The sequence below is a fragment of the Bradyrhizobium arachidis genome, from assembly GCF_015291705.1.
Classification (GTDB): Bacteria; Pseudomonadota; Alphaproteobacteria; order Rhizobiales; family Xanthobacteraceae; genus Bradyrhizobium; species Bradyrhizobium arachidis.
Genome location: NZ_CP030050.1, coordinates 751950 through 778419, shown reverse-complemented (window position 1 = coordinate 778419; position 26470 = coordinate 751950). Strand labels below are relative to the sequence as shown.

Sequence of the window (26470 nt, the reverse complement as noted above, 5' to 3'; positions counted from 1 at the left end):
CCGGGCTGCAGCGGAAGGAGGGAATGGCAGCTTATGGCTGATAATTGCGGCAGTTTGGTAACGGGAAAACCTTACTGTTGCTTCGCGATGCGCGCATCGTGCGGACGAAGCGCGGCAGAAATCTCGGCCAGGATTTGATCCGTTTCAGGCGGATGCGCATATTGTGCTTCACAATCTCTGATCGAGAATTCGTGTTGCAACCAATCCGCCTCGGCGCCTTTATCCAATCAGGATTACTCCGTCTCGCCCGGTAAGCGATCCACAATCGCCATGGTGGGGGGACGCGGCCAGCTGATCATTAGAGAATTAAGTCAAGCCTCGTCTCGAGCTCTCTCCTCGACGTAACGCGTAGGAGACAAAGCATGCGCATGGCACCGATCCTGGCTGCGATGGCAGCCGGCGTGACCTTGTCGATCTGCCAAACGATGACCGCTCATTCGGCCAACGAGAGGTTGTCTGGGCCGCCGACCAGTGCCTCGCCGGCGCCCCTCCACCTCAGGTTCGGCGATCTGACGCTTCCGCCGATGGCATATACGAAGTTCTGCCTGAACTACCGGGACGAGTGTCGCCCTCGCCTGCTGTTTCGTGGCGGTCCGGTTCACTTGACCGAGGCACGATGGAAGGATCTGAAAGAGGTCAACGAGACCGTAAACAGCAGCATCGTCCCGGAGCCGAACGAACTGGGTCTCGCCGCAGAAACCTGGCTGATCGATCCCGCGCGCGGCGACTGCAACGACTACGCCGTCAGCAAGCGCCACCGGCTCCTGAGTCGAGGCTGGCCCCAGCGGGCGCTTCTGCTCGGCGAGGTCGTGACCGTCTGGGGCAAGCGTCACCTGGTGTTGGTCGTTCGAACCCAGAGCGGCGATCTGGTGCTGGATAATCTGACGGCGCAGATCAGACCTTGGCCGCGCGCACCCTACCGCTGGATTCGCATTCAATCGCCGAGCGACCCGCGATATTGGAACTTCGTCGCACCCCGCAGCGTGTAGGGCTTCGCTTCGCCGTCAGGCCGGTGGATGGAGGCGCGTGCCTACTGCTCCAGCACCATCTGGCCGTTGGCGTATTCGAAGCGCTTGAGGCGGGACAGGAAGGAGAGGCCGAGCAGGTTCTCCGACAGCGCCTCGTCGGGAAGCACCATGGCATCGACGTCGCGCACGACGAGGCCGCCGACATCAAGCATGGCGATGCGGGTGCGCGCGGCCTTGATGGTCCCGTTGGCGGTGGAGACGGTGGCGTTGTACTCGCTGCGCGACGGGCGCAGGCCGAAGCGGGCCGCAGAGGTCTCGTTCAGCGCGACGACGGAAGCGCCGGTGTCGACCATGAAGCCGATGCGCTGGCCCTCGATCCGGCCCTCGGTCTGGAAATGACCGCGGCCATCGCGCGGGATGTTGAGCGTGCGGCCGCCGGCCGGCGCCGTGGCCGCAAGAGCGACCGTCGTGCGCGGCGCGGAGGTCGCGGACGCCGAGCTCATCTTGTCCGCCATCTGCGCCATGAAGGTGCCAAGGCCGATCATGACGGCCGCGATGATCATAATGTTACGCATCACACCACTTCCGAGCCGGAAAGCCCGATTTCACCACGCCACACGCCCGCCCGCGAGCGACGCCGCGGGCAGAGCGGTGCCATTTTGACGAAAAGGATGAGCGAACGGTTAATGCGGAAGCTTGAACCTCTTCCCGCAGGCTACGCATCGTGCGCTCGGGGCGCCGACAGTCTCCACAACGTCATGGCCGGGCTTGTCCCGGCCATCCACGTCTTGCCATGCAGCACAAAGAACGTGGATGCCCGGGACAAGCCCGGGCATGACGAGAATGTTCAAACGCGATCGCCCTGCCGCCTGCGGGCGAGGGAGACCGCATCTCACGTCCCGCGCGGCTTCGCGCGTCTTGTCGGCACGGCGCTGGCGGGATCGTCCGGCCAGGGATGGCGCGGGTAGCGGCCGCGCAAGTCGGAGCGGACCGCGGCATAGCTGCCGCGCCAGAAGCCGGGCAGATCGCGCGTCACCTGGACCGGGCGCTGCGCCGGCGACAGCAGCTCCAGCACTAGCGGCACCTTGCCGGCGGCAATCGAGGGATGGGTGTTGAGGCCGAACAATTCCTGTAGCCGCACCGCGATGGTCGGCCCCTGCTCCGCCTCATAGTCGATCGCGAGCACGCTGCCGGTCGGCGCCTCAAAATGCGTCGGCGCTTCGCGGTCGAGCCGCGCGCGCATCTCCCATGGCAATAGCGCCATCAATGCGTCGGAGAGATCGCCCGGCGAGATGTCCTTGAGCGCGATCTTGTCGTAGAGCGCCGGCACCAGCCAATCGTCGCGCCGCGCGATCAGCCCGTCGCCCGACAGATCGGGCCAGCTTTCGCCTTCGGCCTTGCGCAGGAACATCACGCGGTCGCGCCATTGTTTGGCGGCCTTCGACCAGGGCAGCCGGTCGAGGCCCACCGCGATCAGCCCGTCGGCAAAAATGCGCGCGGTGTCCTCCGAGGGCGACACGGCGAGTGTCGCCTCGGAGAGCGTGATCGCATGCAGCGCGCGCTTGCGCCGCGCACGCAGCGCCATCGCGCCGCGGTCGAACGTGATCTCGTCGACGCTCTCGATATGCTCGGCGAAATGGCGCTCGATCTCGTCCTGCGTGATCTGCGCGGCGAGCAGGATGCGTCCGCTGGCGGCCGTGCCCGTCATCTCGCCGATCGCGATATAGGGCGCGCGGGCGAGCGAAGACGTCTGCTCCACGGCAGCGCCGCGGCCATTGGCGAGCACGAAACTGCCATTGCCGCGGTTGCGTGCGACACGGTCCGGGAAGGCATAGGCGAGCATCAGGCCGGTGGAGAGATCGTCCGGCTCACCCGCTTTCTCTGTGGCCGCCACCTGCGAGGCCCAGCGCCGCGCCAGATCACGCGCGCTGGCGGCACGCGGCGAGCGGTCGCGGCGAAACTGGTCGCGCCGGTGCTCGAGATCGACGCTGTCGCCGCCGAGGCCACGTTCGGTGATGATGGCCGCGATCTCGGCGGCGGCTTCGCCTTCGCCAGCGCGATGCGAATCCACGATCATGCGCGCCAGTCGCGGCGGCAGCGCCAGCGCGCGCAGGCTCTTGCCCTCCGCGGTGATGCGGCCATCGCCATCGAGCGCGTTGAGCTCGCTGAGCAGGCTTTTTGCTTCCTTCCAGGCCGGCTGCGGCGGCGGGTCGAGGAATGACAGCGCGGCAGGATCCGCGACGCCCCATTGCGCGAGGTCGAGCACCAGCGAGGACAGGTCGGCGCTGAGGATCTCCGGCTGGGTGTAGGGCGCAAGCGAAGCCGTCTGCGGCTCGTCCCAGAGCCGGTAGCAGACGCCGGGCTCGGTACGGCCGGCGCGGCCGCGGCGCTGGTCCACCGCCGCACGCGCGGCGCGCACGGTCTCGAGCCGGGTCAGGCCGATGTCGGGCTCGTAGCGCGGCACGCGGGCAAGACCGGAATCGACCACGATGCGGACGCCTTCGATGGTGAGCGAAGTCTCAGCGATCGAGGTCGCTAGCACGACCTTGCGCGTGCCCTTCGGCGCCGGTGCAATGGCGCGATCCTGCACGGCGGCGTCGAGCGCGCCGAACAGCGGCACGATCTCGATGCTGGCGTCCTGCACGCGCTCGCCGAGGAAATTCTGGGTGCGGCGGATTTCGGCGGCGCCCGGCAAGAACGCCAGCACCGAGCCGCTGTCGGCGCGGAGCGCGGAGGCAATCGCATCCGCCATCTGCCGCTCGATCGGCGCGTCCGCCTTGCGGCCGAGATAGCGCGTCTCGACCGGAAACGCCCGGCCCTCGCTCTCGACGACGGGCCCCTCGCCGAGCAGCTTTGCGACGCGGGCGCCGTCGAGCGTTGCCGACATCACGAGGATGCGCAAGTCTTCGCGCAAGCCGAGTTGCGCATCGCGGGCCAGCGCGAGGCCCATGTCGGCATCGAGCGAACGCTCGTGGAATTCGTCGAACAGGATCGCGGCAACGCCTGAGAGCTCGGGATCGTCGAGGATCTGGCGGGTGAAAATGCCTTCGGTCACGACCTCGATGCGCGTGGCGCGAGATATCTTCGAGCCGAAGCGGACGCGGTAGCCGACGGTCTCCCCAGTGCGCTCGCCGAGCGATTTGGCCATGCGGTCGGCGCTGGCGCGCGCGGCGATGCGGCGCGGCTCTAGCACGATGATCTTCTTATTCTGCGCCCAGGGTGCGTCGAGCAGCGCCAGCGGCACGCGCGTGGTCTTGCCGGCGCCGGGCGGCGCCACCAACACGGCGGCGTTATGCGCCTCCAGCGTGCGCGAGAGGTCGTCGAGCACGGCATCGATCGGGAGGGGGGTGTCGAAGGTGCGAGGCAAATAGCTTTATCCGTTCGTCATGCCCGGGCAAAAGCGCGAAGCGCGTCTTCGCACAAAAGTCCCGGGCGTCCACGTCTTGGATTAGAAAACAGACGTGAATGGCCGGGACAAGCCCGGCCATGACGGAATTATGCACTGTCGTGGGAGCGTCAGCCCTGCACCGGCGGACGCCCGACGCTCTCGTAGGTGAAGCCCGCGGCCTCCATCTCTTCCGGGCGATAGATATTGCGGAGGTCGACGACGATGGGCTGGGCCATGGCGCTCTTCAGCCGGTCGAGATCGAGCGCGCGGAACTGCACCCATTCGGTGACGATGACGACCGCGTCGGCGCCTTGCGCGCACGAATACGCGTCCTCGCAATAGGTGATGCTGGGCAGCTCGCCCTTGGCCTGCTCCATGCCGACCGGGTCGAACGCCTTGACCGTCGCGCCCATGTCGATCAGGCCGGTCACCAGCGGGATCGACGGCGCATCGCGCATGTCGTCGGTGTCGGGCTTGAAGGTGAGGCCGAGCACCGCGATGGTCTTGCCGCGTAAGCTACCGCCGAGCGCCTGGCTCACTTTGCGCGCCATCGCGCGCTTGCGGTTCTCGTTGACCGCCAGCACGGACTCGACGATGCGCAGCTGCACGTCATGGTCCTGCGCGATCTTGATCAGCGCCTTGGTGTCCTTCGGGAAGCACGAGCCGCCGAAGCCGGGACCGGCATGCAGGAATTTGGTGCCGATGCGGTTGTCCAGGCCAATGCCGCGCGCGACCTCCTGGACGTTGGCGCCGGCCTTTTCGGACAGGTCCGCGATCTCGTTGATGAAGGTGATCTTGGTCGCCAGGAACGCGTTCGCGGCGTATTTGATCATCTCCGCGGTGCGGCGCGCGGTGAACATCAGCGGCGCCTGGTTCAGCGACAGCGGGCGATAGATGTCGCCCATCACCTTGCGGCCGCGCTCGTCGTTGGTGCCGACCACGATGCGGTCGGGGAACTTGAAGTCGCGGATCGCCGCGCCCTCGCGCAGGAATTCGGGGTTGGAGGCGACGACGACGTCAGCGTTCGGATTGGCCGCGCGGATGATGCGCTCGACCTCGTCGCCGGTGCCGACCGGCACGGTCGACTTGGTCACCACCACGGTGAAGCCGGACAGCGCCTGCGCGATCTCCTTCGCGGCGGCATAGACATAGGACAGGTCGGCGTGGCCGTCGCCGCGGCGCGAGGGCGTGCCGACCGCGATGAACACGGCGTCGGCCTCGGCGACCGGCTTCGACAGATCGGTGGTGAAGTCCAGCCGCTTGGCCTTGACGTTGTTCGCAACGAGCTCGTCCAGCCCGGGCTCGTAGATCGGGATCTCGCCGCGATGAAGGCTAGCGATCTTCTTCTCATCCTTGTCGACGCAAGTGACGTCGTGACCGAAATCCGCAAAGCAGGCCCCGGATACCAGTCCCACATAACCCGTGCCGATCATCGCGATTCGCATGAAAAACCCTGTTCTGGCTGGTTAACGAAACCCCAACTCGGGGCGGTTTAGCACTTTCCGATGGGGAGGGAACAGTCCGCATGCAAAAACCGGCACGCGACTTGAACCGGTAAAGAAGTCGGAAACCACTGGGATCCAAACTGCCCCACGCCCACACAGAGCCGGGCGGAACACGCCTCGAAACGGGACATCATGGCATCATCAGGCACAATCGCCGCAACCGGGAGCCCGAAGGCCCCGACGGCCGGGCGTGTCGACTGGGTCGACTACGCCAAGGGCATCTGCATCATCATGGTCGTGATGATGCACTCGGTGCTGGGAGTGGAGCTCGCCGCCGGCGAGACCGGTTTCATGCATGTCCTGGTGGCCTTCGCAAAGCCGTTCCGGATGCCCGATTTCTTCCTGATCTCGGGCCTGTTCCTGCCACTGGTGATCGATCGGGACTGGCGAACCTATCTCGATCGCAAGGTGGTGCATTTCGCCTATTTCTATGTCGTCTGGGTGACAATCCAGTTCGGCTTCAAGGCGCCCGCCTTCGCCGCGGAATCGAGCTGGCGTGACGCCGGCCTGCTGTATCTGGAATCCTTCATCGAGCCGTTCGGCACGCTGTGGTTCATCTATCTGCTGCCGGTGTTCTTCGTCGTCACAAAACTGACACGGCGAATCCCGCCGCTCGCGGTCTGGATCATGGCCGCCGCGCTGGAGACGGCGCGCATCGCAACCGGCTGGACCGCGATCGACGAATTCTGCGCGCGCTTCGTCTACTTCTATTCGGGTTACCTGTTCGCGCCTTACGTGTTCGCGCTGTCGGATCGCGCGCGGAAACATCCCGCGCTGGCGCTCGCTGGACTTGCGACCTGGGTACTGGTCAATGCCGGCCTCGTCGCCGCTGGCGCCAGCGAGTGGAAGATCGTCTCGCTCGTGCTCGGGTTCGCCGGCGCCTGTGCCATCATCACGATGGGCACATTGCTGGCGCGCGCGCATTGGCTGAACTTCTTCCGCTTCTGCGGCGAGCATTCGATCGTGATCTATCTCGCCTTCTTCCTGCCGATGGCGGCGACCCGCACGCTGCTCCTGCGTACCGGCGTCATTCCCGACATCGGCACGGTGTCGCTGATTGTGACCATAGTCGGCGTGATCGGTTCGCTCGCGATCTGGCAGGTCGCGCTGCGGCTCAATGCGCACTTCCTGTTCGAGCGTCCGGATGCGTTCTGGATCGCGCCGAGGAAGGCGGGGCCGGTGTTGCAGGCGGCGGAGTAGCCACGCTGTCGTCCCTGCGCACGCAGGGACCCATACCGCGCGATTTATCGATGGATCGCGGTCTCCGTACGACGGCCTAGTCACAGTCAGCCTTCGCCAAACTCCTCCCTGTGGTTATCGCGACGAGCGCAAGCGCTCGCGCGGGGGTCCCCGCGTTCGCGGGGACGACGAGAGGTGTGGGAATCCGCCCAAAAATCCCAATTCCAAGGCTGTCAAAACCCGCAAAAATTCATACATTGCGGCCATGCCCAAAACATCCCCGAAGACCACCGCCAAAGCTGACACCAAGGCTGCGCCCAAGGCTAAGGAAGCCACGGCCACCGCCAACACCAAAGCCGCTGCGCCAGCTGCTGCCAAACCGGTTGCGGCGAAGGGGGTTGGCAAGGGCGACCACGTGTTCCTGGTCGACGGTTCCGGCTACATCTTCCGCGCCTATCACGCGCTGCCGCCGCTGAACCGCAAGTCGGACGGCTTGCAGGTCAATGCCGTGCTCGGCTTCTGCAACATGCTGTGGAAGCTCTTGCGCGACATGCCCGAGGACAACCGGCCGACGCATCTGGCGATCGTGTTCGACAAGTCGGAAGTCACATTCCGCAACAAGATCTACGCTGATTACAAGGCGCACCGGCCGCCGGCGCCTGACGACCTGATCCCGCAATTTGCGCTGATCCGCGAAGCCGTGCGCGCCTTCGACCTGCCCTGCCTGGAGCAGGCCGGCTTCGAGGCCGACGATCTGATCGCGACCTATGTGCGGCAGGCCTGCGAGCGCGGCGCGAGCGCGACCATCGTCTCCTCCGACAAGGACCTGATGCAGCTCGTCACCGACTGCGTCACCATGTACGACACCATGAAGGACCGCCGCATCGGCATCCCCGAGGTGATCGAGAAGTTCGGCGTGCCGCCCGAGAAGGTGGTCGAGGTGCAGGCGCTGGCCGGCGATTCCACCGACAACGTGCCGGGAGTCCCCGGCATCGGCATCAAGACCGCCGCGCAGCTGATCGTCGAATATGGCGACCTCGACCAGCTGCTGTTCCGTGCCGGCGAGATCAAGCAGCCGAAGCGGCGCGAGGCGCTGCTCGAGAATGCCGAGAAGGCGCGGATCTCGCGCAAGCTGGTGCTGCTCGACGACAAGGTCGATCTGGACGTGCCGCTGGACGATCTCGCGGTGCACGAGCCCGACGCGCGCAAGCTGATCGCCTTCCTGAAGGCGATGGAATTTTCCACGTTGACGCGCCGCGTCGCCGACTATTCCCAGATCGATCCCGCCAATGTCGACGCCGATGCCAGCAACAGCAGCGGCGCGCGGGCCGGCGAGAGCGCGAAAGCGAAATCGCCCGAGAGCTCCGGCGACCTGTTCGGCGGCCCTGCAAAGACGGCAACGGGCGGCGACAAGGGCGACAAGACGGCGAGCCTCAAGGGCGCGCCGATCTCGCTCGCGGCCGCGCGCGAGGAGGCCTTGCGCAAGCTTCCGGTCGACCGCAGCAAATACCAGGCGGTCAAGAGCCTCAAAGAGCTCAACGCCTTCATCGCGCGCATCCACGATGCCGGCCAGGTCTCGATCGAGATCAAGGCCAACTCCATCGACCCGATGCAGGCCGATCTCTGCGGCGTCGCGCTGGCGTTGGCGCCGAACGAGGCCTGTTACGTGCCGCTGGCGCACAAGCAGGCCGGCGGCGGTGCCGGCCTGTTCGACGCGGGACTAGCGCCCGACCAGGTCAAGCATGACGAGGCGATCGACGCGCTCCGCCCCGTGCTGGAATCACCGGGAATCCTCAAGATCGGCTTCGACGCGAAGTTCAGCGCCGTGATGCTGGCGCAGCACGGCATCACCTTGCGCAGCATCGACGATGCGCAGCTGATCTCCTATGTGCTCGACGCCGGCCGCGGCTCGCATGGGCTGGAATCGCTGTCCGAGCGCTGGTTCGGCCACGCCATGCTGAAGGAGAGCGAGCTGCTCGGCAGCGGCAAGGGCAAGATCACCTTCGACCAGGTGCCAATCGACAAGGCGGCGCCTCTGTCGGCGGAAGGCGCCGACATGGCGCTGCGCGTGTGGCGCGTGCTGAAGCCGCGCCTCGTTGCGGAGCGCATGACCGCCGTCTACGAGACGCTGGAACGGCCGCTGGTCTCGGTGCTCGCGCGCATGGAGCGGCGCGGCATCTCGATCGACCGCCAGGTGCTGTCGCGGCTGTCGGGCGAGTTCGCCCAGACCGCCGCGCGCGTCGAGGCCGAGATCCAGGAGATCGCGGGCGAGCCGGTCAATGTCGGCAGTCCCAAGCAGATCGGCGACATCCTGTTCGGCAAGATGGGATTGCCGGGCGGCAGCAAGACCAAGACCGGCGCGTGGTCGACCACCGCACAGGTGCTCGACGAGCTCGCCGAGCAGGGCTACGACTTCCCGAAGAAGATCTTGGAGTGGCGTCAGGTCTCGAAGCTGAAATCGACCTACACCGACGCGCTGCCGACCTACGTCCATCCGCAGACCCATCGCGTGCACACGACCTACGCGCTGGCCGCGACCACCACGGGCCGGCTGTCGTCGAACGAGCCGAACTTGCAGAACATCCCGGTGCGCACCGAGGACGGGCGAAAGATCCGCCGCGCCTTCATCGCGACGCCGGGCAACAAGCTCGTTTCCGCCGACTATTCGCAGATCGAGCTGCGGCTGCTCGCCGAGATCGCCGACATTCCCGTGCTGAAGCAGGCGTTTCGCGATGGGCTCGACATTCACGCCATGACGGCGTCCGAAATGTTCGGCGTGCCGATCGAGGGCATGCCGAGCGAGATCCGCCGCCGCGCCAAGGCGATCAATTTCGGCATCATCTACGGCATCTCGGCGTTCGGGCTAGCCAACCAGCTCGGCATCGCACGCGAAGAAGCCTCCGCCTACATCAAGAAGTACTTTGAGCGCTTCCCAGGTATCCGCGCCTATATGGACGAGACCAAGGAATTCTGCCGCAAGAACGGCTATGTGACGACGCTGTTCGGCCGCAAGATGTACTATCCCGACATCAAGGCCTCCAACGCCTCGGTGCGCGCCTTCAACGAACGCGCCTCGATCAATGCCCGCCTGCAAGGCACCGCGGCCGACATCATCCGCCGCGCCATGACGCGGGTGGAGGACGCTCTCGCGCAGAAGAAGCTCTCGGCGCAGATGCTCTTGCAGGTGCATGACGAGCTGATCTTCGAGGTGCCGGACGCCGAGGTCGAGAAGACGCTGCCGGTCGTGCAGCACGTCATGCAGGACGCGCCGTTCCCAGCGGTGCTGCTGTCGGTCCCGCTGCATGTCGACGCGCGCGCCGCGAACAATTGGGACGAGGCGCATTGAATCTCTTTACCTCTCCCCGCCTGCGGGGAGAGGTCGGATCACATCGCAGATGTGATCCGGGTGAGGGGGTACAGGTCTATCGACGACCGCCCGTGCGGAGAGAGGCCCCTCACCCCAACCCTCTCCCCGTAAGAACGGGGCGAGGGGGCGCACCGGCGCAAGAACGTCGTGCCGCGTCCGGGACACGAAAACTCAATTGTCCTCCGTGCAATTGCGCAATGGCCCCGCGCGCCCGCGCATATTAGAACCACTGCATCTCCCGCACCGGTTCACCCATGCCCCACACCTCCGCCCTGCTCGGCTTCGCTCTCGTCTGCCTTGGACTCGTGTTCACGCCCGGACCGAACATGATCTACCTGATCTCGCGCTCGATCACGCAGGGACCGGCCGCCGGCATCGTCTCGCTCGGCGGCGTGGCGCTCGGCTTCGTGTTCTACATGCTGTGCGCGGCGTTCGGCATCACGGCGCTCTTGCTCGCGATTCCCTTCGCCTATGACGCGCTGCGCTTTGCCGGTGCCGGCTATCTGTTGTGGCTGGCCTGGCAGGCGGTGAAGCCGGGCGGGCGCTCGCCGTTCCAGGTGAAGCAGCTTGCGATCGACAGCCCGCGCAAATTGTTCGCGATGGGCTTCGTCACCAATTTGCTCAATCCGAAGATCGCGATGCTGTATCTGGCGCTGCTGCCGCAGTTCATCGATCCCAGCGCCGGCAGCGTGCTGACGCAGTCGGTGGTGCTGGGCACGATCCAGATCGCGATCAGCGTCAGCGTCAATGCGATGATCGCGCTCGCCGCAGGTTCGATCGCGCAGTTTCTGGCGAACCGGCCGAGCTGGATGGTGGTGCAGCGCTGGCTGATGGGCACGGTGCTGGCCGGGCTCGCGGTACGGATGGCGGTGGAAGCGAAGAAAGTGTGAGGGTCTTTTCACCTCTCCCCGCTTGCGGGGAGAGGTCGAATTCGATTGCAGGTCGAATTCGGGTGAGGGGGTACAGGTCCCTCCTCGACCTCACGCGCGGAGAGAGGCCCTTCACCCCAACCCTCTCCCCGTAAGAACGCGGAGAGGGAGAAGATCAACCCTCAATCCAGCTTGGCGTCCATCCCGCGCTTCACCGCCGGGCGCGCCATCAGCGCCTCGTACCAGCGCTTGACGTTGGGGAAGTCGGCCAGCTCAACCTTGTGGCGAGGGTGACGCCAGGCCCAGCCCAGGATGGCGAAATCGGCAACCGAGAGGTCGCCGGCGACGAAGTCGCGGCCATCGAGCTGGCGGTCGAGCACGCCGTAGAGCCGGCGGGTCTCGGCCATGTACCGCTTCAGGCCGTAGGCGCGGTCCTGCTCGTTCTCGAGCGCGATGAAATGATGCACCTGGCCGGGCATCGGGCCGAAACCTCCCATCTGCCACATCAGCCATTCATAGACGGGGATACGCGCCGAAAGTGATTTCGGCAGGAATTTGCCGGTCTTTTCGCCGAGATAAAGCAGGATCGCGCCGGACTCGAAGATGCTGACCGGCTTGCCGTCGGGACCCTCGGGGTCGAGGATTGCGGGAATCTTGTTGTTGGGCGAGAGCTTCAGAAACCCGGGCGCCATCTGCTCGCCCTTGGTGATGTTCACCGGGACCACCCTGTAGGGCAGCCCCATTTCCTCCAGCGCGACCGAGATCTTGCGGCCGTTCGGCGTGTTCCAGGTGTGCAGCTCGATCGTCATGCCCTATTTCCTTGCTCGTTCCTTCCCCGGGATATCCGGCATCCAACTACCTCAGCGCCTGCACCCCCACAACCGGCGGACCGGGATGGCCGATCCCTGTTGACGGGGGATACCCCCTCTGGAATGTCGTGGCCGTCGCGGATAAATTCCGCCTCCTCCAAAAACCCTGTTCGAGGGACCGCCGTGTCGAAATCCGCCTCCCGCGCCCGCCTGTTCGAAATCATCCGCCGGCGCTCCTTCGGTCGCGGCGAGGTGACGCTCGCGTCGGGCCGCAAGAGCGATTTCTACTTCAACCTCAAGCCGACCATGCTCGACCCCGAGGGCGCGACCCTGCTCGCCGAGCTCACCTATGAGGCGCTGAAGGACGACCAGCTCGATTTCATCGGCGGGCTCGAGATGGGCGCAGTGCCGCTCGCGGGCGCGCTGGCGCAGATCTCCTGGATCAAGGGCCACCCGATCGCGGCGTTCTTCGTGCGCAAGAAGCCGAAGGAGCATGGCGCCAAGCTCGCGATCGAAGGCCTGCCCAAGGGCGAGACGCTGGCTGGCAAGCGCGTCGTCATCGTCGAGGACGTCACCACGACAGGCGGCTCGGCGATGAAGGCGGTGGAGTCCGTGCGCGAGACCGGCGCCGAAGTCGTGCTGGTGCTGACCATGGTCGACCGCGAGGAAGGCGCCACCGACACGTTCGGTGCGGCCGGCCTGCCGTTCCGCTCGCTGTACAAGGCGTCGGAATTTTTGAAGGCGTAAGCTCCGGAACATTCTTGGCCGCATGCCCGGGCGTGTCCCGGAAGCAACGATCGTTCGAAAGCTGCGCATGGCCTTGAAGAGGCCACCACCTCGTCTTGAAACCGCCTCTGCTCAACTGCTCATTTACCATCGCGCACTATGGTGAATCGCGTGCTGCGACCTCAAAGGTTTCGGCCGGTTCAGTAGCGTCGGGTGGAGTGAGCATTGCGTACACACTTGTCCCATACGCGGCGGCAGCGTCGCGCCATGCTGGTAGCCAGCCTCCTTGCGGCTCCAATGCTCGCGGCTCCCGCCCCGGTTTCGGCCGAAGGCCTGTTCGACTTCTTCTTCGGCGGCCTGCAGCAGCAGCGGCCGCAGCGTGACGTGCCGCAGCAGGCGAGCTCCTACTCCGACCCCTTCACCGGCCAGCAGAACGCCGCAAACCCGCAATATGTGCCGCCGACACGCTCGGCGGCGGCCGGCGGCTCCGGCCCTGCGTTCTGCGTGCGCAGCTGCGACGGCAAATATTTTCCGCTGATGCGCGGGCTCGCCTCGCCCGCGCAGATGTGTCAGGCATTCTGTCCCGCGACCGCGACCAAGGTCTATTTCGGCTCCTCGATCGACGGCGCATATTCGCAGACCGGCGAACGCTACGCCGACAGCGAGAACGCATTTGCCTATCGCAAGGCGCTGCGGTCGGACTGCACCTGCAACGGCCGCGAGCCGGTCGGCCTCGCGCCGGTCGATCTGGCGCTGGACTCCTCGCTGAAGGCCGGCGACGTGATCGCGACCAGTGACGGCCTCGTCGCCTATACCGGTATCCGCGTCGGCAACGACCAGGCCGCGGACTTCACGCCGGTCGCCTCCTATCCCGGTCTCACCGCGCAGGTCCGCGCCCGCCTCGGCGAGATGAAGGTGGCGCCGGTGCGCGCCGAAACGGTGTCGGCGGATGCGCCGGCCCCGGCCGAGATCGTGCGCGAGGCGCTGCCTGACGTGACGGTGCCGAAGACGCAGAAGCCGGCGAAGCGGGCGGGATTGGATTAGCAGAAAGAGTTGTCATTCCGGGGCGATGCGTCAGCGTCGAACCCGGAATCTCCAGCTTCTCAGGTGCGCAATTGCGCACCTTCATCGCGGCGCGATGCCCCGGAATGACGGGTCACCTCCCGATAATCACCCCGATCACATTCGGCGCGGCCAGATACTTCTCCTCGATCGCCGCGCGTGCGGCGGCGCGGTTCTCGGCCGTCAGCAATCCGCGCTGCTCGGCCAGGATCATCCAGCAGAAGCCCCACCAGTCCGTCAGCATGCCGGCCTCGTCCACGAGGTCGTAGCCCTGCTCGGCCGCGAAGATGCGCGCATGCGCTTCGTCGAGCGTATCGAGGAACAGATGATCCTCGGGCGAAAACAGATCGTCGCTGATGTCGTCGATGGTGTAGCCCCAGATCGACTGGCACACCGCGTTGAACTCGCGGTCAAACTGGTCGTCATCGACGGCAAAGCGCCGCGCCGTCTGATGCAGCCGCGACAGCGAGCGCGCGAAATCGGCGATCCGGGTGAGGGCAAACTGATCAAAGGCAATGTTGGACATGTAGTCCTCGCAGAGTCTGACAGACGCTAGATATTGTGTCGGCAACGTGCCGAATCACAATGATATATCAAAGACTTGCTAAAGTGTTCTTAATTTGTTCCAGAACAGCGGCGATGTTGTGTGTGGCCGCCCGAAATGCAGGTGCTCGAATCCCCGACTGCGGATGCGGGAATCGAAAGGGGCCGCCTTGCGACGACCCCTTGCCGGTTGCAATTCTTGTTCGGGATGCGAAATTCCAGCCCCGGCAGCAGCCAAGTTAGAGGTCGCAATCAACTTCGGCGACTCCGGATAAATACCGAATGTAGCGCTGTCCCAATTTCGGTTCGCGAAGGCGCGGGAACTCAATAACAGCGCGAGGCCGCGATCGCGTGGACGCGGCGGTCGCCGAGCAGATGGGCGACGAAACCGTTCTTCGGAAAAATCTTTGCGAACGCCGCGTCGCGGATGCTGAGGCCGCCGGCATAGGCGCCGAAGGCCGGCATCACGGCGCGCATCCCGTCGCTGGCAAAGCAGCGCCGCTCCATCGAACGGCCGCGCGCGGAGACGCGGGCCTTCGGATGCAGATGGCCGGCGATCTCGCCATGCGCTCCGGTCGGCTCGTGGCGGAACGTGATCGGGCCGATCGCGACTTCGTCGGCGACGGTGCCGCCGAGATCGCGCGGCAGCATGGGATCGTGATTGCCAGAAATCCAGATCCAGTCGCGGCCGGTCTGGAGCGCGGCGACGGCATCGCGGTCGTCAGCGGACAATCGTTCATGCGCGGTGCGATCGTGAAAGCTGTCGCCGAGCGCGATGACGGTGCGTGGGTTGTGGCAGGAGATGACAGCAGCGAGACGGCTCAGCGTTGCCAGCGTGTCGTAAGGAGGCAGCAACACGCCACGCGTGGCAAAGCTGGAGCCTTTCTCCAGATGCAGATCGGAGACGATCAGCAGGCGCTGCTCTTCCCAGAACAGCGCGCCGGAGAGATCGGTGTGGAGCGAGATGCCGGCCACGTCCAGGGTGCGGGTCAAAGAGATCGATAGCGCAACGTTCTCCGTCATGGCCGGGCTTGTCCCGGCCATCCACGTTCTTGCCGCTGCAAGGAAGACGTGGATGCCCGGGTCAAGCCCGGGCATGACGGTGTGGAGAGAGTTGTGCCCCGAAAATACATTCTTGCCGTCTACGACATCGCCTCTTTGACAAGCTCGTCGGCGGCCTCCGCCAACAGCTCGTCTGCAGCTTCGCCATAGACTGACTCGCGGCCGATTTCCAGCATCACGGGGACGGCGAGCGGGGAGACGTGGTCGAGTTCCCGGTGGGTGATGCGGCCCTGGATGCGAGCGAGCATGTCGCCGAGGCGGCGCAGGTCGAGCAGGCCGGTGGCGGCATCGGCGCGGGCGGCGCGCAGCAGGACGTGATCGGCCTGATGTTTCCGCAGGACGTCGTAGACGAGATCGGTCGAGAACAGCACCTGGCGGCGGCTCTTCTCTTCGCCGGTGTGGCGACGCGCGATCAGGCCGGAGATGATGGCGCAGTTGCGGAACGTGCGCTTCATCAGCGCGGATTCGGCGAGCCAGGCCTCGAGGTCATCGCCGAGCATGTCGGGGGCGAACAGCGCGTTGAGGTCGATCCGGCCGTCCCGGATCATGAAAGAGAGATCGCCGAGCCCCCAGATCGCCACCGCATATTCATTGGCGACGAAGCCAAGCGGCCGCGCGCGGGCGCGCTCAAGCCGCCGCGTCAGCAGCATGCCGAGCGTCTGATGCGCGAGGCGGCCTTCGAAGGGATAGCAGACGATGTAATGCTTGTTGGCGCGCGGAAAGCTCTCGACGAGGAGCTCGCGCACCGCTGGCACGCGCGAGACGTCCTTCTGCAGCGACAGCCAGTCGCGCACCTGCTCCGGCAAGCCCTTCCATGCGCGGCCATCGTCGAGCAGGCGGCGGACGCGTTCGGCAAGATAGGTCGAGAGCGGGAACTTGCCGCCCATATAGGACGGCACCTTGGGGTCCTTGTCATGCGCACGCGAGACATAGACCTGGTCCTCGACCAGGGTCTCGTAACGCACCACCTCGCCGCTGAACACGAAGGTGTCGCCGGGGCTGAGACCCTCGATGAAGGCCTCCTCGATCTCGCCGAGCAACCGGCCGCCGCGCGCGATCACGCCGGTCGACCCCGTTCCACCGCTGCGCGAGCGTACCAGCCGCACCTTCAGCATGTCGTCCTCGACGATAGTGCCGACATTCATCCGGTAGCTCTGCCGCACCTTGGGATTGGCGACGCGCCAGCGGCCCTCCTTGTCCTGCTTGATGCGGGCGAAGCGCTCATAGGTTTTCAGCGCGTAGCCGCCGGAGGCGACGAAATCGACGACGTCGTCGAAATCCTGCCGCGACAGGTTTGCGTAGGGCGCGGCGGTGCGGACTTCGCCATAAAGCTCGTCGCTGAAAAACGGCTCGCCGCAGGCGCAGCCGAGCACGTGCTGGGCGAGCACATCGAGCGCGCCGGTGCGCAAGGGTGGCGTGTCCTGCGCGTTCTCGGCGATGGCGTCGATGGCGACGCGGCACTCCAGCACCTCGAACCGGTTGGCCGGCACCAGCACCGCGCGCGAGGCCTCGTCGAGACGGTGATTGGCGCGGCCGATGCGCTGCATCAGGCGCGAGGATCCCTTGGGCGCACCGATATTGACGACGAGATCGACATCGCCCCAGTCGACTCCGAGGTCGAGCGAGGAGGTGCAGACCACGCCGCGCAGGCGTCCCGCCGACATCGCGTCCTCGACCTTGCGCCGCTGTGCGACGTCGAGCGAGCCGTGATGCAGCGCGATGGCAAGGCCGTCGTCATTCATGCTCCAGAGATTCTGGAACAGCATCTCGGCCTGGCTGCGGGTGTTGACGAAGACCAGCGTGGTCTTGTTCGCCTTGATCAGCTCGTAGATCTCGGGGAGCGCGTGGCGCGCGCTGTGGCCCGCCCAGGGCAGCCGCTCGCGGGTATCGAGCATCTCGACCTCTGGCGGCGCGGCGCCGCCGGCGACGACGATGTCGGCTGCGACCTCCTTGCCTTCGGGCTGCGGCACCAGGAAGCGCGCAAGCTGGTCCGGCTCGGCCACCGTCGCCGACAGGCCGATCGCGCGCATCTGCGGCGCGAGGCGCCAAAGGCGCGCAAGGCCCAGCGAGAGCAGATCGCCGCGCTTGGATGTCACCAGCGCGTGCAGCTCGTCGAGCACGATGCGCTTGAGTGAGCCGAACAGGAAGGGCGCGTCATCGGAGGAGAGCAAGAGTGCGAGCTGCTCCGGAGTCGTCAGCAGGACATCCGGCGGATAACGCCGCTGCCGCTGGCGCCGCGACACTGGCGTATCACCGGTGCGGGTCTCGACCTTGATCGGCAGCCCCATCTCGGCGATCGGCCTCTCGAGGTTGCGTGCGATGTCGACGGCAAGCGCCTTGAGCGGGGAGATGTAGAGCGTGTGCAGGCCGCCGGTGCGTTGCACGGTGCGGCCGGTGGAGACGAGGTTTTGCTTGGCGCCGGCGTTGCGTTCGACCGGCTGCGCCGAGAGCTCCACCAGCGTCGGCAAAAATCCAGCCAGCGTCTTGCCGGCGCCGGTAGGCGCGATCAAGAGCGCGGAACGGTCTTCGCGTGCCTTCTCCAGCAGCGCGAGCTGATGCTCACGCGGCGACCAGCCGCGGGCCGCGAACCACGCGTTGAAGCGGTCGGGCAGCAGCGTGGCCGGCTCGGCCGGGATTTTGAGGATGCGGGGCGGCACGGCATCACAGGTAAGCCGTGGGGCTGGGTTCGTCGAGGGGGTGGGCTTTCCTTCGCCTCTCCCCGCTTGCGGGGAGAGGCCGGAATTTGCGCGACAGCGCGAATTCCGGGTGAGGGGGAGTCTCCGCAAGGGCAGCTGCCTCCGTCCCCGCGGAGGCTCCCCCTCACCCTACCCTCTCCCCGCAAGCGGGGAGAGGGGAAGAGACAGCAGCGTACGCTGCCCTTTCCTACTCCGACATCGGCTTGTCGGAGATGTCCCAATCCTTGCCGCTGAAGGTCGAGATGAAGAGCGTCTTCATCGGCGTGTAGTCCTCGGGCGTGTAGTCATAGGTGACGCCGTCGAGGAAATAGGGCGAATGGAAGCCTTTGAGGTTGGAGGCCTGCTTCAGCACGTTGGCGCGGGTGAGGTCGTCGCCGCAGCGGCGCAGGATCTCGCCCATGGTGACGGCCTGGCCGTAGCCGGCAAACGCGATGGTGTTGTCGGGGTCGATGGTCGGCATGTACTTCTTGCGCAGCTCCTCGAACGCCATCACGTCGGGGTCCTTCTCCCATTTGGGCAGGCCGACCTCCTTGTTGTAGCGGATGGCGACGATGCCGGTGGCGTTCTCGAGGCCCGCGGCGTTGAGGATCGAGCGGCCGGTCGAGCCGGCCGACAGCAGCTGCAACGGCTTCCAGCCGAGCTCGGCGACTTTGCGGATCGACTGCGACGTCGCCTTGCCGGTGGTGATGTTGTAGAAGACGTCGGCGCCCGACTTCGAGAGATTGATGAGCTGGGAATCGACCGTGGGATCGGTGAGATCATAGGTCTGCTCCATGATCACCTGCGCGGTGCCGCCGGCGTCAGCCAGCACCTTCTTGAACGGCCCGAGGAAGTCGCGGCCGAAATCGTCGTTCTGGTAGAGGATGCCGATCTTGGCATTCGGCTTCACGGCAACGACGTGCCGGGCCAGGATGCGCGCCTCGGTCGGATAGAGCGGCAGGCCCGCCATCGTCCATTTGAACTCTTTCGGGTTATTCCACTTCGACGCGCCGGTGTTCAGCAACAGCTGCGGCACGCCCTTGGAGTTCAGGTATTTGTGCACGGAGGTCTGCGGCGCGGTGCCGAGCGAGCCGTAGAGCGCCAGCACTTCCTCCTGCTCGACCAGGCGCCGTGTCGCCTCGACGCATTTCGGTGCGCTATAGGCATCGTCCATGGTGAGGAATTTGATCTTGCGTCCGTTGATGCCACCTTCTCGTTCAGCATCTGGAAATAGGCTTCACCGATACGCCCGAGCACGCCGTAGAGCGAGCCGGGACCGGAATGCGGCACGGTCTGTCCGATCTTGATCTCGGTATCGCTGGCACCCGCATCGTATTTCTTCTCCGCGGCCCAGACATACGGCGCGGGCAAGGTGGAGGCGGCGATGGTGGCGAGCGCGCCGGCGCTGAAATCGCGCCGCGATGGATTCTTGGTCATTGTTGTTTTCTCCCTGGTGCGCGCATTGTGCTGGGAAGGCAGCATCGCTCGCAAGTAGGAAGTCGTCGCTTTGCGACGCAATGACGCTCAAATCACGCGAGTTGCAGCGCCTAGACTCAAGTTTTCTCGGCGACGACGACGAGGCCGCGCACCGGCTCGTTGTTCTCGTTGCGCGGCGAGGCCGGCTCCAGTGTGAGAAGCTTGAGCCCGGCTTTCGCAATGGCGCCGCGGACATATTCCGCCGAATGGGCATAGCGCAGACCTTCGCCGAGCACGATGCCGCTGCCGTCATGCGTCTCCAGCGTGAAGGCGAGCACGCCGCCGGATACGAGCGCGCGCCTCGCTTCAGTGAGAACAGCCGCGAGATCGGAGAGATAGACGAACGCGTCCGCGGCGACGACGAGGTTCGCGCTCGCGTCAGCCTTGGTGCGCAGGCCTTCGATCATGTCGGCGACTTCGAGCTCGGCATAGAGCCCGGTGGCGCGCGCCTCCTTGATCATGCCGGGCGAAAGATCGATGCCGATGAAATGGTCGACCTGTTTGGCGAAGGCCGCGGCCGCTAGGCCAGTGCCGCAACCGAGATCGATGGTGCGCTTGAAGAAGGCCGGCTTCTTCGCGGCGACGCGCGCGGCCAGCACCGCCTTGAAGATCAATGCAGGCGCGCGGTAGCCGAGGTCGTTGATCAGCGCGTGCTCGAAGCGCGGCGCGTACTGGTCGAACAGCGCCTGCACATAGGCTTTCGGCATCTCCGCCATCCCAGTGTCGCGGAGCCGCATCAAATGCAGGCCGGCGCCGTGCTGATCCTCCGGATCGGAGGCGCGCGCCTTGCGGAAGGCTTCGATCGCCTTGTCACGCTCGCCGAGCTGCTGGCGGATCTCGCCGAGCGTGAACCAGGCCGAGGTGAAATTGGGTGCAAGCTCGATCGCCTGCTCCAGCAGGTCGGCGGCGGCGGGCAGGTCGCCCTTGAGCTGGAGGTCGCGCGCAAACTCGAAACGGCGGTCGGCCATGAGATCGCCGGAGGTCAGGAAAAGGCGGAGGGGCATCGGGAACTTGGCTCGTCATTGCCGAGCTTCCCCGGCAATCCATCAAAAAAGCAACTCTTTAAGAGGATGGATGCGCGGGTCCCGCCTCCGCTAATTAGCTTCGGCGGGCTTTTACACTACTGGGCCGGCGAAGCCTAGCGGAGACGGCAAGCCCGCGCATGACGGGTGAATATCGGGGCACCGCTGCCTATATGACCTCCATGCGTCCGCAAGACATCCTGCTGCCAGCTGCTGCCGGCCTGTGCTGCAAGCCCGGCGGCTTCCACATCGATCCTGTCCGTCCGGTCGAGCGGGCCGTGATCACCCACGGCCATTCCGACCATGCCCGCGCCGGCCATGGCGCCGTGCTGGCGACGCAGGAAACGCTGGATATGATGCGGCTACGCTATGGCGAGAATTTCGCCGGCTCGACGCAAGTCATCCGCTATGGCGAGGAGATCAGGCTGGACGACGTCAAGGTCAAGTTTCACCCGGCCGGCCATGTGCTGGGCTCGGCGCAGATCGCGGTGACCTGCAAGGACACCTGCATCGTCGCCTCCGGCGACTACAAGGACGCGCCCGACCCGACCTGCACGCCGTTCGAGCTCGTGCCTTGCGACGTTTTCATCACCGAGGCGACGTTCGGCCTGCCGGTATTCCGGCACGGCAATGCGGCCGATGAGGTGAAGAAGCTGCTGGCCTCCGTCGCGCTGTTTCCGGAGCGGGCCCATCTCGTCGGCGCCTATTCGCTTGGCAAGGCGCAGCGCGTGATCGCGCTGCTGCGGCAGGCCGGCTTTGATGCGCCGATCTATCTGCATGGCGCGATGGAGAAGATCACCGAATATTATCAGAGCCGCGGCATCGACCTCGGCGAGCTCAGGCCGGTGAAGGGCGTGAAGAAGGCAGCGCTCGCCGGCACCATCACGCTGGCGCCGCCCTCGGCCACGTCGGATATCTGGACGCGGCGCTTCCCCGACCCTGTCACCGCCTTCGCCTCGGGCTGGATGCGCGTGCGCGCCCGGGCGCGGCAGGGTGGCGTCGAATTGCCGCTGGTGATCTCCGACCACGCCGACTGGGACGGTCTCACCGCGACAATCACGGCGACCGGCGCAGGCGAGATCTGGGTCACCCACGGCCAGGAAGATGCGCTGGTGCATTGGTGCAAGACGCAAGGACTTCGCGCACGGCCGCTCGATCTCGTCGGCTATGGCGACGAGGAGGAGAGCGAGACGCCGACTGCCGATGAGGCCGAGGCATGAACCGCTTCGCCGAGCTTCTCGACCGCCTCGCCTACGAGCCCGGCCGCAACAACAAGCTGCGGCTGATCACCGGCTATTTTCGCGAGGTCGGCGATCCCGACCGCGGCTTTGCACTGGCCGCACTCACCGGCGCGCTGAGCTTCAAGCATGCCAAGCCAGCGCTGATCCGCGACCTCATCGCCTCGCGGACAGATGAGGTGCTGTTCGGGTTGAGTTACGACTATGTCGGCGACCTCTCGGAGACAGTCGCGCTGATGTGGCCTCGGCGAGTGCTTGGTCATGGCGAGTCTTTTCCGGGCCACCCCTCTCCCCCGCCCTCCCCCGCAAGGGGGGAGGGAGCGCAGTTGCGTGCGCGGCAGCTATTGAACGCGACGACTGACAGTGAATCATCGCGTGATGGACGCACCGCTCTCACCGTTCCCTCCCCCCTTGCGGGGGAGGGTCAGGGAGAGGGGTACCGCGGGCGAGATGCCAGCGATGCGCTTCACCCAAGCAACCACAACAACCCTCCCCCACCGACGCTGACCGAAGTCGTCACCACGCTCCGCACACTCGGCAAGACCGAGCTGCCAAAGCAGCTCGAACGCTGGCTCGACGAGCTGGATGAAACCGGCCGCTGGGCGCTCTTGAAGCTCGTCACCGGCGCGCTGCGCATCGGCATCTCCGCGCGGCTGGCGAAGACTGCCGCCGCAGCGCTCGGCGACAAGGACCCGCATGAGGTCGAATTGATCTGGCCAGGCCTTGCGCCGCCCTATCTCGACCTGTTCGCCTGGCTGGAAGGACGCGCCGACAAGCCGGTCAATCGCGATCCCGCACCGTTCCGGCCCGTGATGCTGGCGCACGCGATCGAGGACGCGGATTTCCAAAGTCTCGATCCCGCCGACTACATCGCCGAATGGAAATGGGACGGCATCCGCGTGCAGGCGGTGGCCGGCCGCGACGACCGCGGCCACATCACCGCGCGGCTCTATTCGCGCACTGGCGAGGACATCACGGGAAGCTTTCCCGATCTCGTGCCGTCGCTGCGGCTGCCCGGCGCGATCGACGGCGAGCTCTTGATCCTGCGCGAAGGCCGCGTGCAGAGTTTCAACGTCCTGCAGCAGCGACTCAACCGCAAGGTCGTCTCGCCAAAACTGATCAAGGAGTTTCCAATCCATTTGCGCGCCTACGATCTGCTCGGCGACGACGAGAACGATCTGCGCGAATTGCCCTTCGCGGAGCGGCGCGAACGGCTGGAGACGTTCATCAGCAAGCTCGACGATCCCCGCATCGATCTCTCGCCGACCGTTCCTTTTGCAAGCTGGGAGGCACTGACCGCCGCGCGCGCCGATCCCGCGAGCGCTGGCGCCGGCGAGGATGCGGACGCGGTCGAAGGCGTGATGCTGAAGCGGCGCGATGCGCCTTATCTGCCGGGACGGCCGAAGGGCCAGTGGTGGAAGTGGAAGCGCGATCCGCACATCATCGACGCCGTGCTGATGTATGCGCAGCGCGGCCACGGCAAGCGCTCATCCTATTACTCCGATTACACGTTTGGCGTCTGGACCGAAGGCGAGAGCGGCGACGAGCTGGTGCCGGTCGGCAAGGCCTATTTCGGCTTCACCGACGAGGAGCTCTTGCAGATCGACCGCTTCGTCCGCCGCAACACCACGGAAAAATTCGGCCCCGTGCGCCATGTCGTGCACGAGGCGGACAAGGGGCTGGTGCTGGAGGTCGCGTTCGAGGGGCTGCAGCGCTCACCGCGGCACAAATCCGGCGTCGCGATGCGCTTTCCCCGCATCAGCCGCCTGCGCTGGGACAAGCCGCCGCGTGAGGCGGACAGGCTGGAAACGCTGGAGAGGATGTTGAAGGCGGAGGCGGCGGAGATTGAGGCGTGATGCCGCCACGAAGGTAGTGCGCTCCCTCTCCCGCTTGCGGGAGAGGGTTGGGGAGAGGGTGTCTCCGCAGTGGGATTCCCCCAGAGGAGAGAGCCCTCACCCGGTGCTGCACGCCGACCTCTCCCGCAAGCGGGAGAGGTTGCAGCCAGCCTGCGGCACGCGCTTGCCCGAATTAAACTCCCGTAACCCGATTGACGCCCCCTCACGGGTTCCCCATGTCCCCCGCCGTGCCCTATAATGGGATCGAATCCGCCCGAGGAGTTTGCGATGGTCCAAGACGTCAGAGATTTGCCGGCCGGCCGCAGCGACGGCCTGCACCGCTTTCTCGGCGGCTCGCCGCTGGCGGTCGCGTTTCGGCTGGTCCTGCTCTCGATCCTGGTCGGCGTCGTGCTCGCTGCAATCGGCTTCGATCCCTGGAATATCATCTACAGCATTCGCTTGCTGTTCCAGCGGCTCTGGGATCTCGGCTTCGATGCGGTGAACTGGCTGTGGCGCTACTTCCTGCTCGGCGCGGTCATCGTGATCCCGATCTGGCTGCTCTCGCGCATCTTCGGCGCGCCGCGCCGCTAAGTCCGGGTCGTACTCAGGGAGCCCGCAGCCGATGCAACTGCGTTTCGTCGGCTGCGGTGACGCCTTCGGTTCCAGCGGCAGGCTCAACACCTGCTTCCATATCTCGGGTCGCACGGCGAACTTCCTGATTGATTGCGGCGCGTCGGCTCTGCCGGCACTGAAGCGGCTCAAGATCGACCGTAACGAGATCGATCTCATCCTCATCACGCATTTCCACGGCGACCATTTCGCCGGCCTGCCGTTCTTTCTGCTCGACGCACAATTCTCGCGGCGGACGAGGCCGCTGACGATCGCGGGGCCTGAGGGTATCGAGGCACGGCTGGCGCAGGTGATGGAGGCACTGTTCGAGCATTCCTCGAAGACAAAACAGCGCTTCGAGCTCAACATCGTCGCGCTCGCACCGGAGCAAAGCCGAAGCTTTGGCGCGGTGACGGTGACGCCCTACCCCGTCGTGCACGGCGAATCCGGCGGTCCCTTCCTCGCCTACCGCGTCGAGGCCGAGGGCCGCACGCTCGCCTACAGCGCGGACACCGAATGGACGGGGGCGCTCATTCCGCTGGCGCATGGCGCGGACCTTTTCATTGCCGAGGCCTATATGTACGAGAAGGTGGTCAAGAACCATCTCAGCCTGAAGACCTTGGAACAGCACCTCCCCGCCATCGGCGCAAAACGCCTCGTCCTCACCCATATGAGCGACGACGTGCTGTCGCGCCTGGGCGACATCGAGCACCTCGCCGCTGAAGACGGCATGGTGCTCGTGCTCTGACATGCACGCGCCCGTCCCCCTCAAGATCGGCAGCCGCCAGGTGTTCGCCATCGCCGGTCCCGCGATGGTCGCGAACCTGACGACGCCGCTGATCGGCGTGGTCTCGACCACGGCGATCGGGCGGCTCGACGATGCCGCCCTGCTCGGCGGCGTCGCGATGGCCTCCGTGATCTTCGACTGCCTGTTCTGGCTGTTCGGCTTCCTGCGCATGAGCACGCTCGCCTTCACCGCGCAGGCGCTCGGCGCGGGCGAAACGCGCGAGCAGACCGTGATCCTGGTGCGCGGCTTCATCGTCGCAGGGCTGATCGGTGCGGCACTGATCGCGCTGCAATTGCCGCTGGCCGCCGTGCTGTTCGACCTGATGGGCGGCAGCGCGGGCGTCACGCACGCGGCAAAAACCTATTTCATGATTCGGATCTGGTCCTCGCCGTTCGCCTTCGCCAACTACGTCATCCTCGGCTGGCTGGTCGGGCAGGCCCGCGCCAATCCGGCGCTCGCGCTCCAGGTCGTCATCAACCTCATCAATATGGCGGCGACGATCCTGCTGGTGCTCGTCTACGACACCGGCATCGCCGGTGCGGCGATCGCCGCGCTGCTGTCGGAGGGCGTCGGTTTCGCGCTCGGCATCGTCGTTTGCCGGCGCTATGCGCATGGCGGCTTTGCCGTTCCCCGCGCGACGCTGTTCGACCGCGCCAAGCTGATGCGGATGCTGGCGGTGAATTCCGATATCCTGGTCCGCACCGCGGCGCTGATCACCGTGTTCCTGTTCTTCACCGCCAAGGGCGCGCGCGCCGGCGACGTCACGCTGGCGGCGAATTCCGTGCTCAACAATTTCCTGCTGGTCAGCGCCTTCTTCCTCGATGGCCTTGCCAATGCGGCCCAGCAGCTCTGCGGCCGCACCTTCGGTGCGCGCGACGCAAAGGGTTTTGCGGATTCGACCCGGCTGGTGCTCTCGTGGGGCCTCGGCTTTGCGATGGTCGTCGCGGTGGTATTCGCACTGTTCGGCCAGAACATCATCAACTTCATGACCGCGAGCGAGGACGTTCGCCGCGCCGCGCGCGATTTTCTGCCGTTCATTGTGCTCGCACCGATCCCCGGCGTGTTCGCCTTCGGCTTTGACGGCATCTATGTCGGCGCGACCTGGGCGCGCGAGATGCGCAACCTGATGCTGGCTTCGCTCGGGATCTTCCTCGGCACCTGGCTGGCGCTGCAATCTCTAGGCAACGCCGGGCTGTGGTGCGCGCTGATCGCGTTCTACATCGCGCGCGGCGGCTTGCAGGGCGCAAGGTATCCGGCGCTGTACAGGGCGACGTTTTCTTCCCCTTCTCCCCGCTTGCGGGGGCGAGACGAGCAGAGCTCGCTCTGAGAAGGTTGGGATGAGGGGGAGTC

The 26470-nt window shown here is 65.6% G+C and carries 21 protein-coding genes and 1 pseudogene; 12 read left to right on the top strand and 10 right to left on the bottom strand.

The genetic code is table 11. The features are described 5' to 3' along the window. Positions 1-71 precede the first annotated feature (71 nt). Positions 72-227, bottom strand: a complete 156-nt coding sequence (locus tag WN72_RS03645) for a hypothetical protein (protein WP_156950901.1) — start codon at positions 225-227, stop codon at positions 72-74. 135 nt (positions 228-362) lie between these two features. Here WN72_RS03645 and WN72_RS03640 point away from each other — a divergent pair, with 135 nt between their 5' ends. Further along, positions 363-989, top strand: a complete 627-nt coding sequence (locus WN72_RS03640) for a transglutaminase-like cysteine peptidase (protein ID WP_027561574.1) — start codon at positions 363-365, stop codon at positions 987-989. Between the two features lie 41 nt (positions 990-1030). On the opposite strand, the gene WN72_RS03635 is transcribed toward WN72_RS03640, so the two are convergent. The 3 genes from WN72_RS03635 to WN72_RS03625 form a co-directional block, all read right to left on the bottom strand. Further along, on the bottom strand, positions 1031-1543 hold the full coding sequence (locus tag WN72_RS03635; protein ID WP_027561575.1) for a TIGR02281 family clan AA aspartic protease: 513 nt from the start codon (positions 1541-1543) through the stop codon (positions 1031-1033). Positions 1544-1860: 317 nt separating this feature from the next. Then, complete coding sequence (gene hrpB / locus WN72_RS03630; protein WP_167381211.1) at positions 1861-4335, bottom strand: ATP-dependent helicase HrpB; 2475 nt, start codon at positions 4333-4335, stop codon at positions 1861-1863. A 149-nt stretch (positions 4336-4484) separates the two neighbouring features. After that, positions 4485-5801, bottom strand: coding sequence for a UDP-glucose dehydrogenase family protein (locus tag WN72_RS03625; RefSeq protein WP_028146477.1), 1317 nt, complete (start codon positions 5799-5801; stop codon positions 4485-4487). Between the two features lie 192 nt (positions 5802-5993). Here WN72_RS03625 and WN72_RS03620 point away from each other — a divergent pair, with 192 nt between their 5' ends. The 3 genes from WN72_RS03620 to WN72_RS03610 all read left to right on the top strand — a co-directional run bounded on the left by WN72_RS03620 (position 5994) and on the right by WN72_RS03610 (position 11297). Continuing rightward, positions 5994-7061 (top strand): acyltransferase family protein, encoded by a 1068-nt coding sequence (locus tag WN72_RS03620; RefSeq protein ID WP_092219235.1) that lies wholly within the window; start codon positions 5994-5996, stop codon positions 7059-7061. A 244-nt stretch (positions 7062-7305) separates the two neighbouring features. Then, the gene (gene polA / locus WN72_RS03615; protein WP_092219237.1) at positions 7306-10386 is read left to right on the top strand and encodes a DNA polymerase I; all 3081 of its coding nucleotides are present in this window, start codon (positions 7306-7308) and stop codon (positions 10384-10386) included. 275 nt (positions 10387-10661) lie between these two features. Continuing rightward, positions 10662-11297 carry a LysE family translocator gene (locus tag WN72_RS03610; protein ID WP_092219239.1) on the top strand — a complete coding sequence of 212 codons (636 nt, stop codon included), beginning with the start codon at positions 10662-10664 and terminating at the stop codon, positions 11295-11297. A gap of 161 nt (positions 11298-11458) precedes the next feature. On the opposite strand, the gene WN72_RS03605 is transcribed toward WN72_RS03610, so the two are convergent. Next, positions 11459-12085: a glutathione S-transferase family protein gene (locus WN72_RS03605; protein ID WP_092219241.1), complete on the bottom strand. Its 627-nt coding sequence runs from the start codon at positions 12083-12085 to the stop codon at positions 11459-11461. Between the two features lie 183 nt (positions 12086-12268). Between WN72_RS03605 and pyrE the strand changes: the two genes are divergently transcribed. Both pyrE and WN72_RS03595 read left to right on the top strand, forming a co-directional pair. Continuing rightward, entirely contained in the window at positions 12269-12832 is a 564-nt protein-coding gene (pyrE, locus tag WN72_RS03600; protein WP_018647906.1) for an orotate phosphoribosyltransferase, read from the top strand. Positions 12833-13078: 246 nt separating this feature from the next. Further along, complete coding sequence (locus WN72_RS03595) at positions 13079-13855, top strand: DUF2865 domain-containing protein (protein ID WP_035730473.1); 777 nt, start codon at positions 13079-13081, stop codon at positions 13853-13855. 112 nt (positions 13856-13967) lie between these two features. Here the strand turns inward: WN72_RS03595 and WN72_RS03590 are convergent, their stop codons facing one another. The 4 genes and pseudogenes from WN72_RS03590 to WN72_RS03575 all read right to left on the bottom strand — a co-directional run bounded on the left by WN72_RS03590 (position 13968) and on the right by WN72_RS03575 (position 19524). Next, on the bottom strand, positions 13968-14399 hold the full coding sequence (locus WN72_RS03590; protein ID WP_027564768.1) for a hypothetical protein: 432 nt from the start codon (positions 14397-14399) through the stop codon (positions 13968-13970). 341 nt (positions 14400-14740) lie between these two features. Next, the gene (pdeM, locus tag WN72_RS03585) at positions 14741-15439 is read right to left on the bottom strand and encodes a ligase-associated DNA damage response endonuclease PdeM (protein WP_027564769.1); all 699 of its coding nucleotides are present in this window, start codon (positions 15437-15439) and stop codon (positions 14741-14743) included. A 119-nt stretch (positions 15440-15558) separates the two neighbouring features. Then, entirely contained in the window at positions 15559-18135 is a 2577-nt protein-coding gene (locus WN72_RS03580; protein ID WP_092219243.1) for a ligase-associated DNA damage response DEXH box helicase, read from the bottom strand. Positions 18136-18361: 226 nt separating this feature from the next. Then, positions 18362-19524, bottom strand: a pseudogene (locus WN72_RS03575) (ABC transporter substrate-binding protein). Between WN72_RS03575 and WN72_RS46560 the strand changes: the two are divergent. Continuing rightward, positions 19457-19648 (top strand): hypothetical protein, encoded by a 192-nt coding sequence (locus tag WN72_RS46560; protein ID WP_244553941.1) that lies wholly within the window; start codon positions 19457-19459, stop codon positions 19646-19648. The pseudogene WN72_RS03575 and the gene WN72_RS46560 overlap by 68 nt on opposite strands. Before the next feature lie 58 nt (positions 19649-19706). Here WN72_RS46560 and WN72_RS03570 read toward each other — a convergent pair whose 3' ends face one another. After that, positions 19707-20633, bottom strand: a complete 927-nt coding sequence (locus WN72_RS03570; RefSeq protein WP_092219245.1) for a class I SAM-dependent DNA methyltransferase — start codon at positions 20631-20633, stop codon at positions 19707-19709. Positions 20634-20833: 200 nt separating this feature from the next. On the opposite strand from WN72_RS03570, the gene WN72_RS03565 reads away from it, so the two are divergent. From WN72_RS03565 to WN72_RS03545, 5 genes are all read left to right on the top strand, one after another. Continuing rightward, positions 20834-21871, top strand: coding sequence for a ligase-associated DNA damage response exonuclease (locus WN72_RS03565; RefSeq protein WP_092219322.1), 1038 nt, complete (start codon positions 20834-20836; stop codon positions 21869-21871). Beyond that, positions 21868-23745 carry an ATP-dependent DNA ligase gene (locus WN72_RS03560; protein ID WP_092219247.1) on the top strand — a complete coding sequence of 626 codons (1878 nt, stop codon included), beginning with the start codon at positions 21868-21870 and terminating at the stop codon, positions 23743-23745. The genes WN72_RS03565 and WN72_RS03560 overlap by 4 nt, the downstream gene beginning before the upstream one ends. Before the next feature lie 267 nt (positions 23746-24012). Continuing rightward, complete coding sequence (locus WN72_RS03555; protein ID WP_027564775.1) at positions 24013-24315, top strand: DUF6460 domain-containing protein; 303 nt, start codon at positions 24013-24015, stop codon at positions 24313-24315. Between the two features lie 31 nt (positions 24316-24346). Beyond that, positions 24347-25081 carry an MBL fold metallo-hydrolase gene (locus WN72_RS03550; protein ID WP_092219249.1) on the top strand — a complete coding sequence of 245 codons (735 nt, stop codon included), beginning with the start codon at positions 24347-24349 and terminating at the stop codon, positions 25079-25081. 1 nt (position 25082) lies between these two features. Then, the gene (locus WN72_RS03545; protein ID WP_092219251.1) at positions 25083-26447 is read left to right on the top strand and encodes an MATE family efflux transporter; all 1365 of its coding nucleotides are present in this window, start codon (positions 25083-25085) and stop codon (positions 26445-26447) included. The last annotated feature ends 23 nt before the right edge of the window (positions 26448-26470 follow it).

Coding starts and splice junctions, on each gene's coding strand:
- pdeM (WP_027564769.1), bottom strand. CDS start 15,439: ATGACGGAGAACGTTGCGCTATCGATCTCTTTGACCCGCACCCTGGAC.
- WN72_RS03625 (WP_028146477.1), bottom strand. CDS start 5,801: ATGCGAATCGCGATGATCGGCACGGGTTATGTGGGACTGGTATCCGGG.
- WN72_RS03635 (WP_027561575.1), bottom strand. CDS start 1,543: ATGCGTAACATTATGATCATCGCGGCCGTCATGATCGGCCTTGGCACC.
- WN72_RS03555 (WP_027564775.1), top strand. CDS start 24,013: ATGGTCCAAGACGTCAGAGATTTGCCGGCCGGCCGCAGCGACGGCCTG.
- WN72_RS03570 (WP_092219245.1), bottom strand. CDS start 20,633: ATGCCCCTCCGCCTTTTCCTGACCTCCGGCGATCTCATGGCCGACCGC.
- WN72_RS03560 (WP_092219247.1), top strand. CDS start 21,868: ATGAACCGCTTCGCCGAGCTTCTCGACCGCCTCGCCTACGAGCCCGGC.
- WN72_RS03640 (WP_027561574.1), top strand. CDS start 363: ATGCGCATGGCACCGATCCTGGCTGCGATGGCAGCCGGCGTGACCTTG.
- WN72_RS03590 (WP_027564768.1), bottom strand. CDS start 14,399: ATGTCCAACATTGCCTTTGATCAGTTTGCCCTCACCCGGATCGCCGAT.
- WN72_RS03550 (WP_092219249.1), top strand. CDS start 24,347: ATGCAACTGCGTTTCGTCGGCTGCGGTGACGCCTTCGGTTCCAGCGGC.
- WN72_RS03595 (WP_035730473.1), top strand. CDS start 13,079: ATGCTGGTAGCCAGCCTCCTTGCGGCTCCAATGCTCGCGGCTCCCGCC.
- WN72_RS03605 (WP_092219241.1), bottom strand. CDS start 12,085: ATGACGATCGAGCTGCACACCTGGAACACGCCGAACGGCCGCAAGATC.
- polA (WP_092219237.1), top strand. CDS start 7,306: ATGCCCAAAACATCCCCGAAGACCACCGCCAAAGCTGACACCAAGGCT.
- WN72_RS03610 (WP_092219239.1), top strand. CDS start 10,662: ATGCCCCACACCTCCGCCCTGCTCGGCTTCGCTCTCGTCTGCCTTGGA.
- WN72_RS03620 (WP_092219235.1), top strand. CDS start 5,994: ATGGCATCATCAGGCACAATCGCCGCAACCGGGAGCCCGAAGGCCCCG.
- WN72_RS03565 (WP_092219322.1), top strand. CDS start 20,834: ATGCGTCCGCAAGACATCCTGCTGCCAGCTGCTGCCGGCCTGTGCTGC.
- WN72_RS03545 (WP_092219251.1), top strand. CDS start 25,083: ATGCACGCGCCCGTCCCCCTCAAGATCGGCAGCCGCCAGGTGTTCGCC.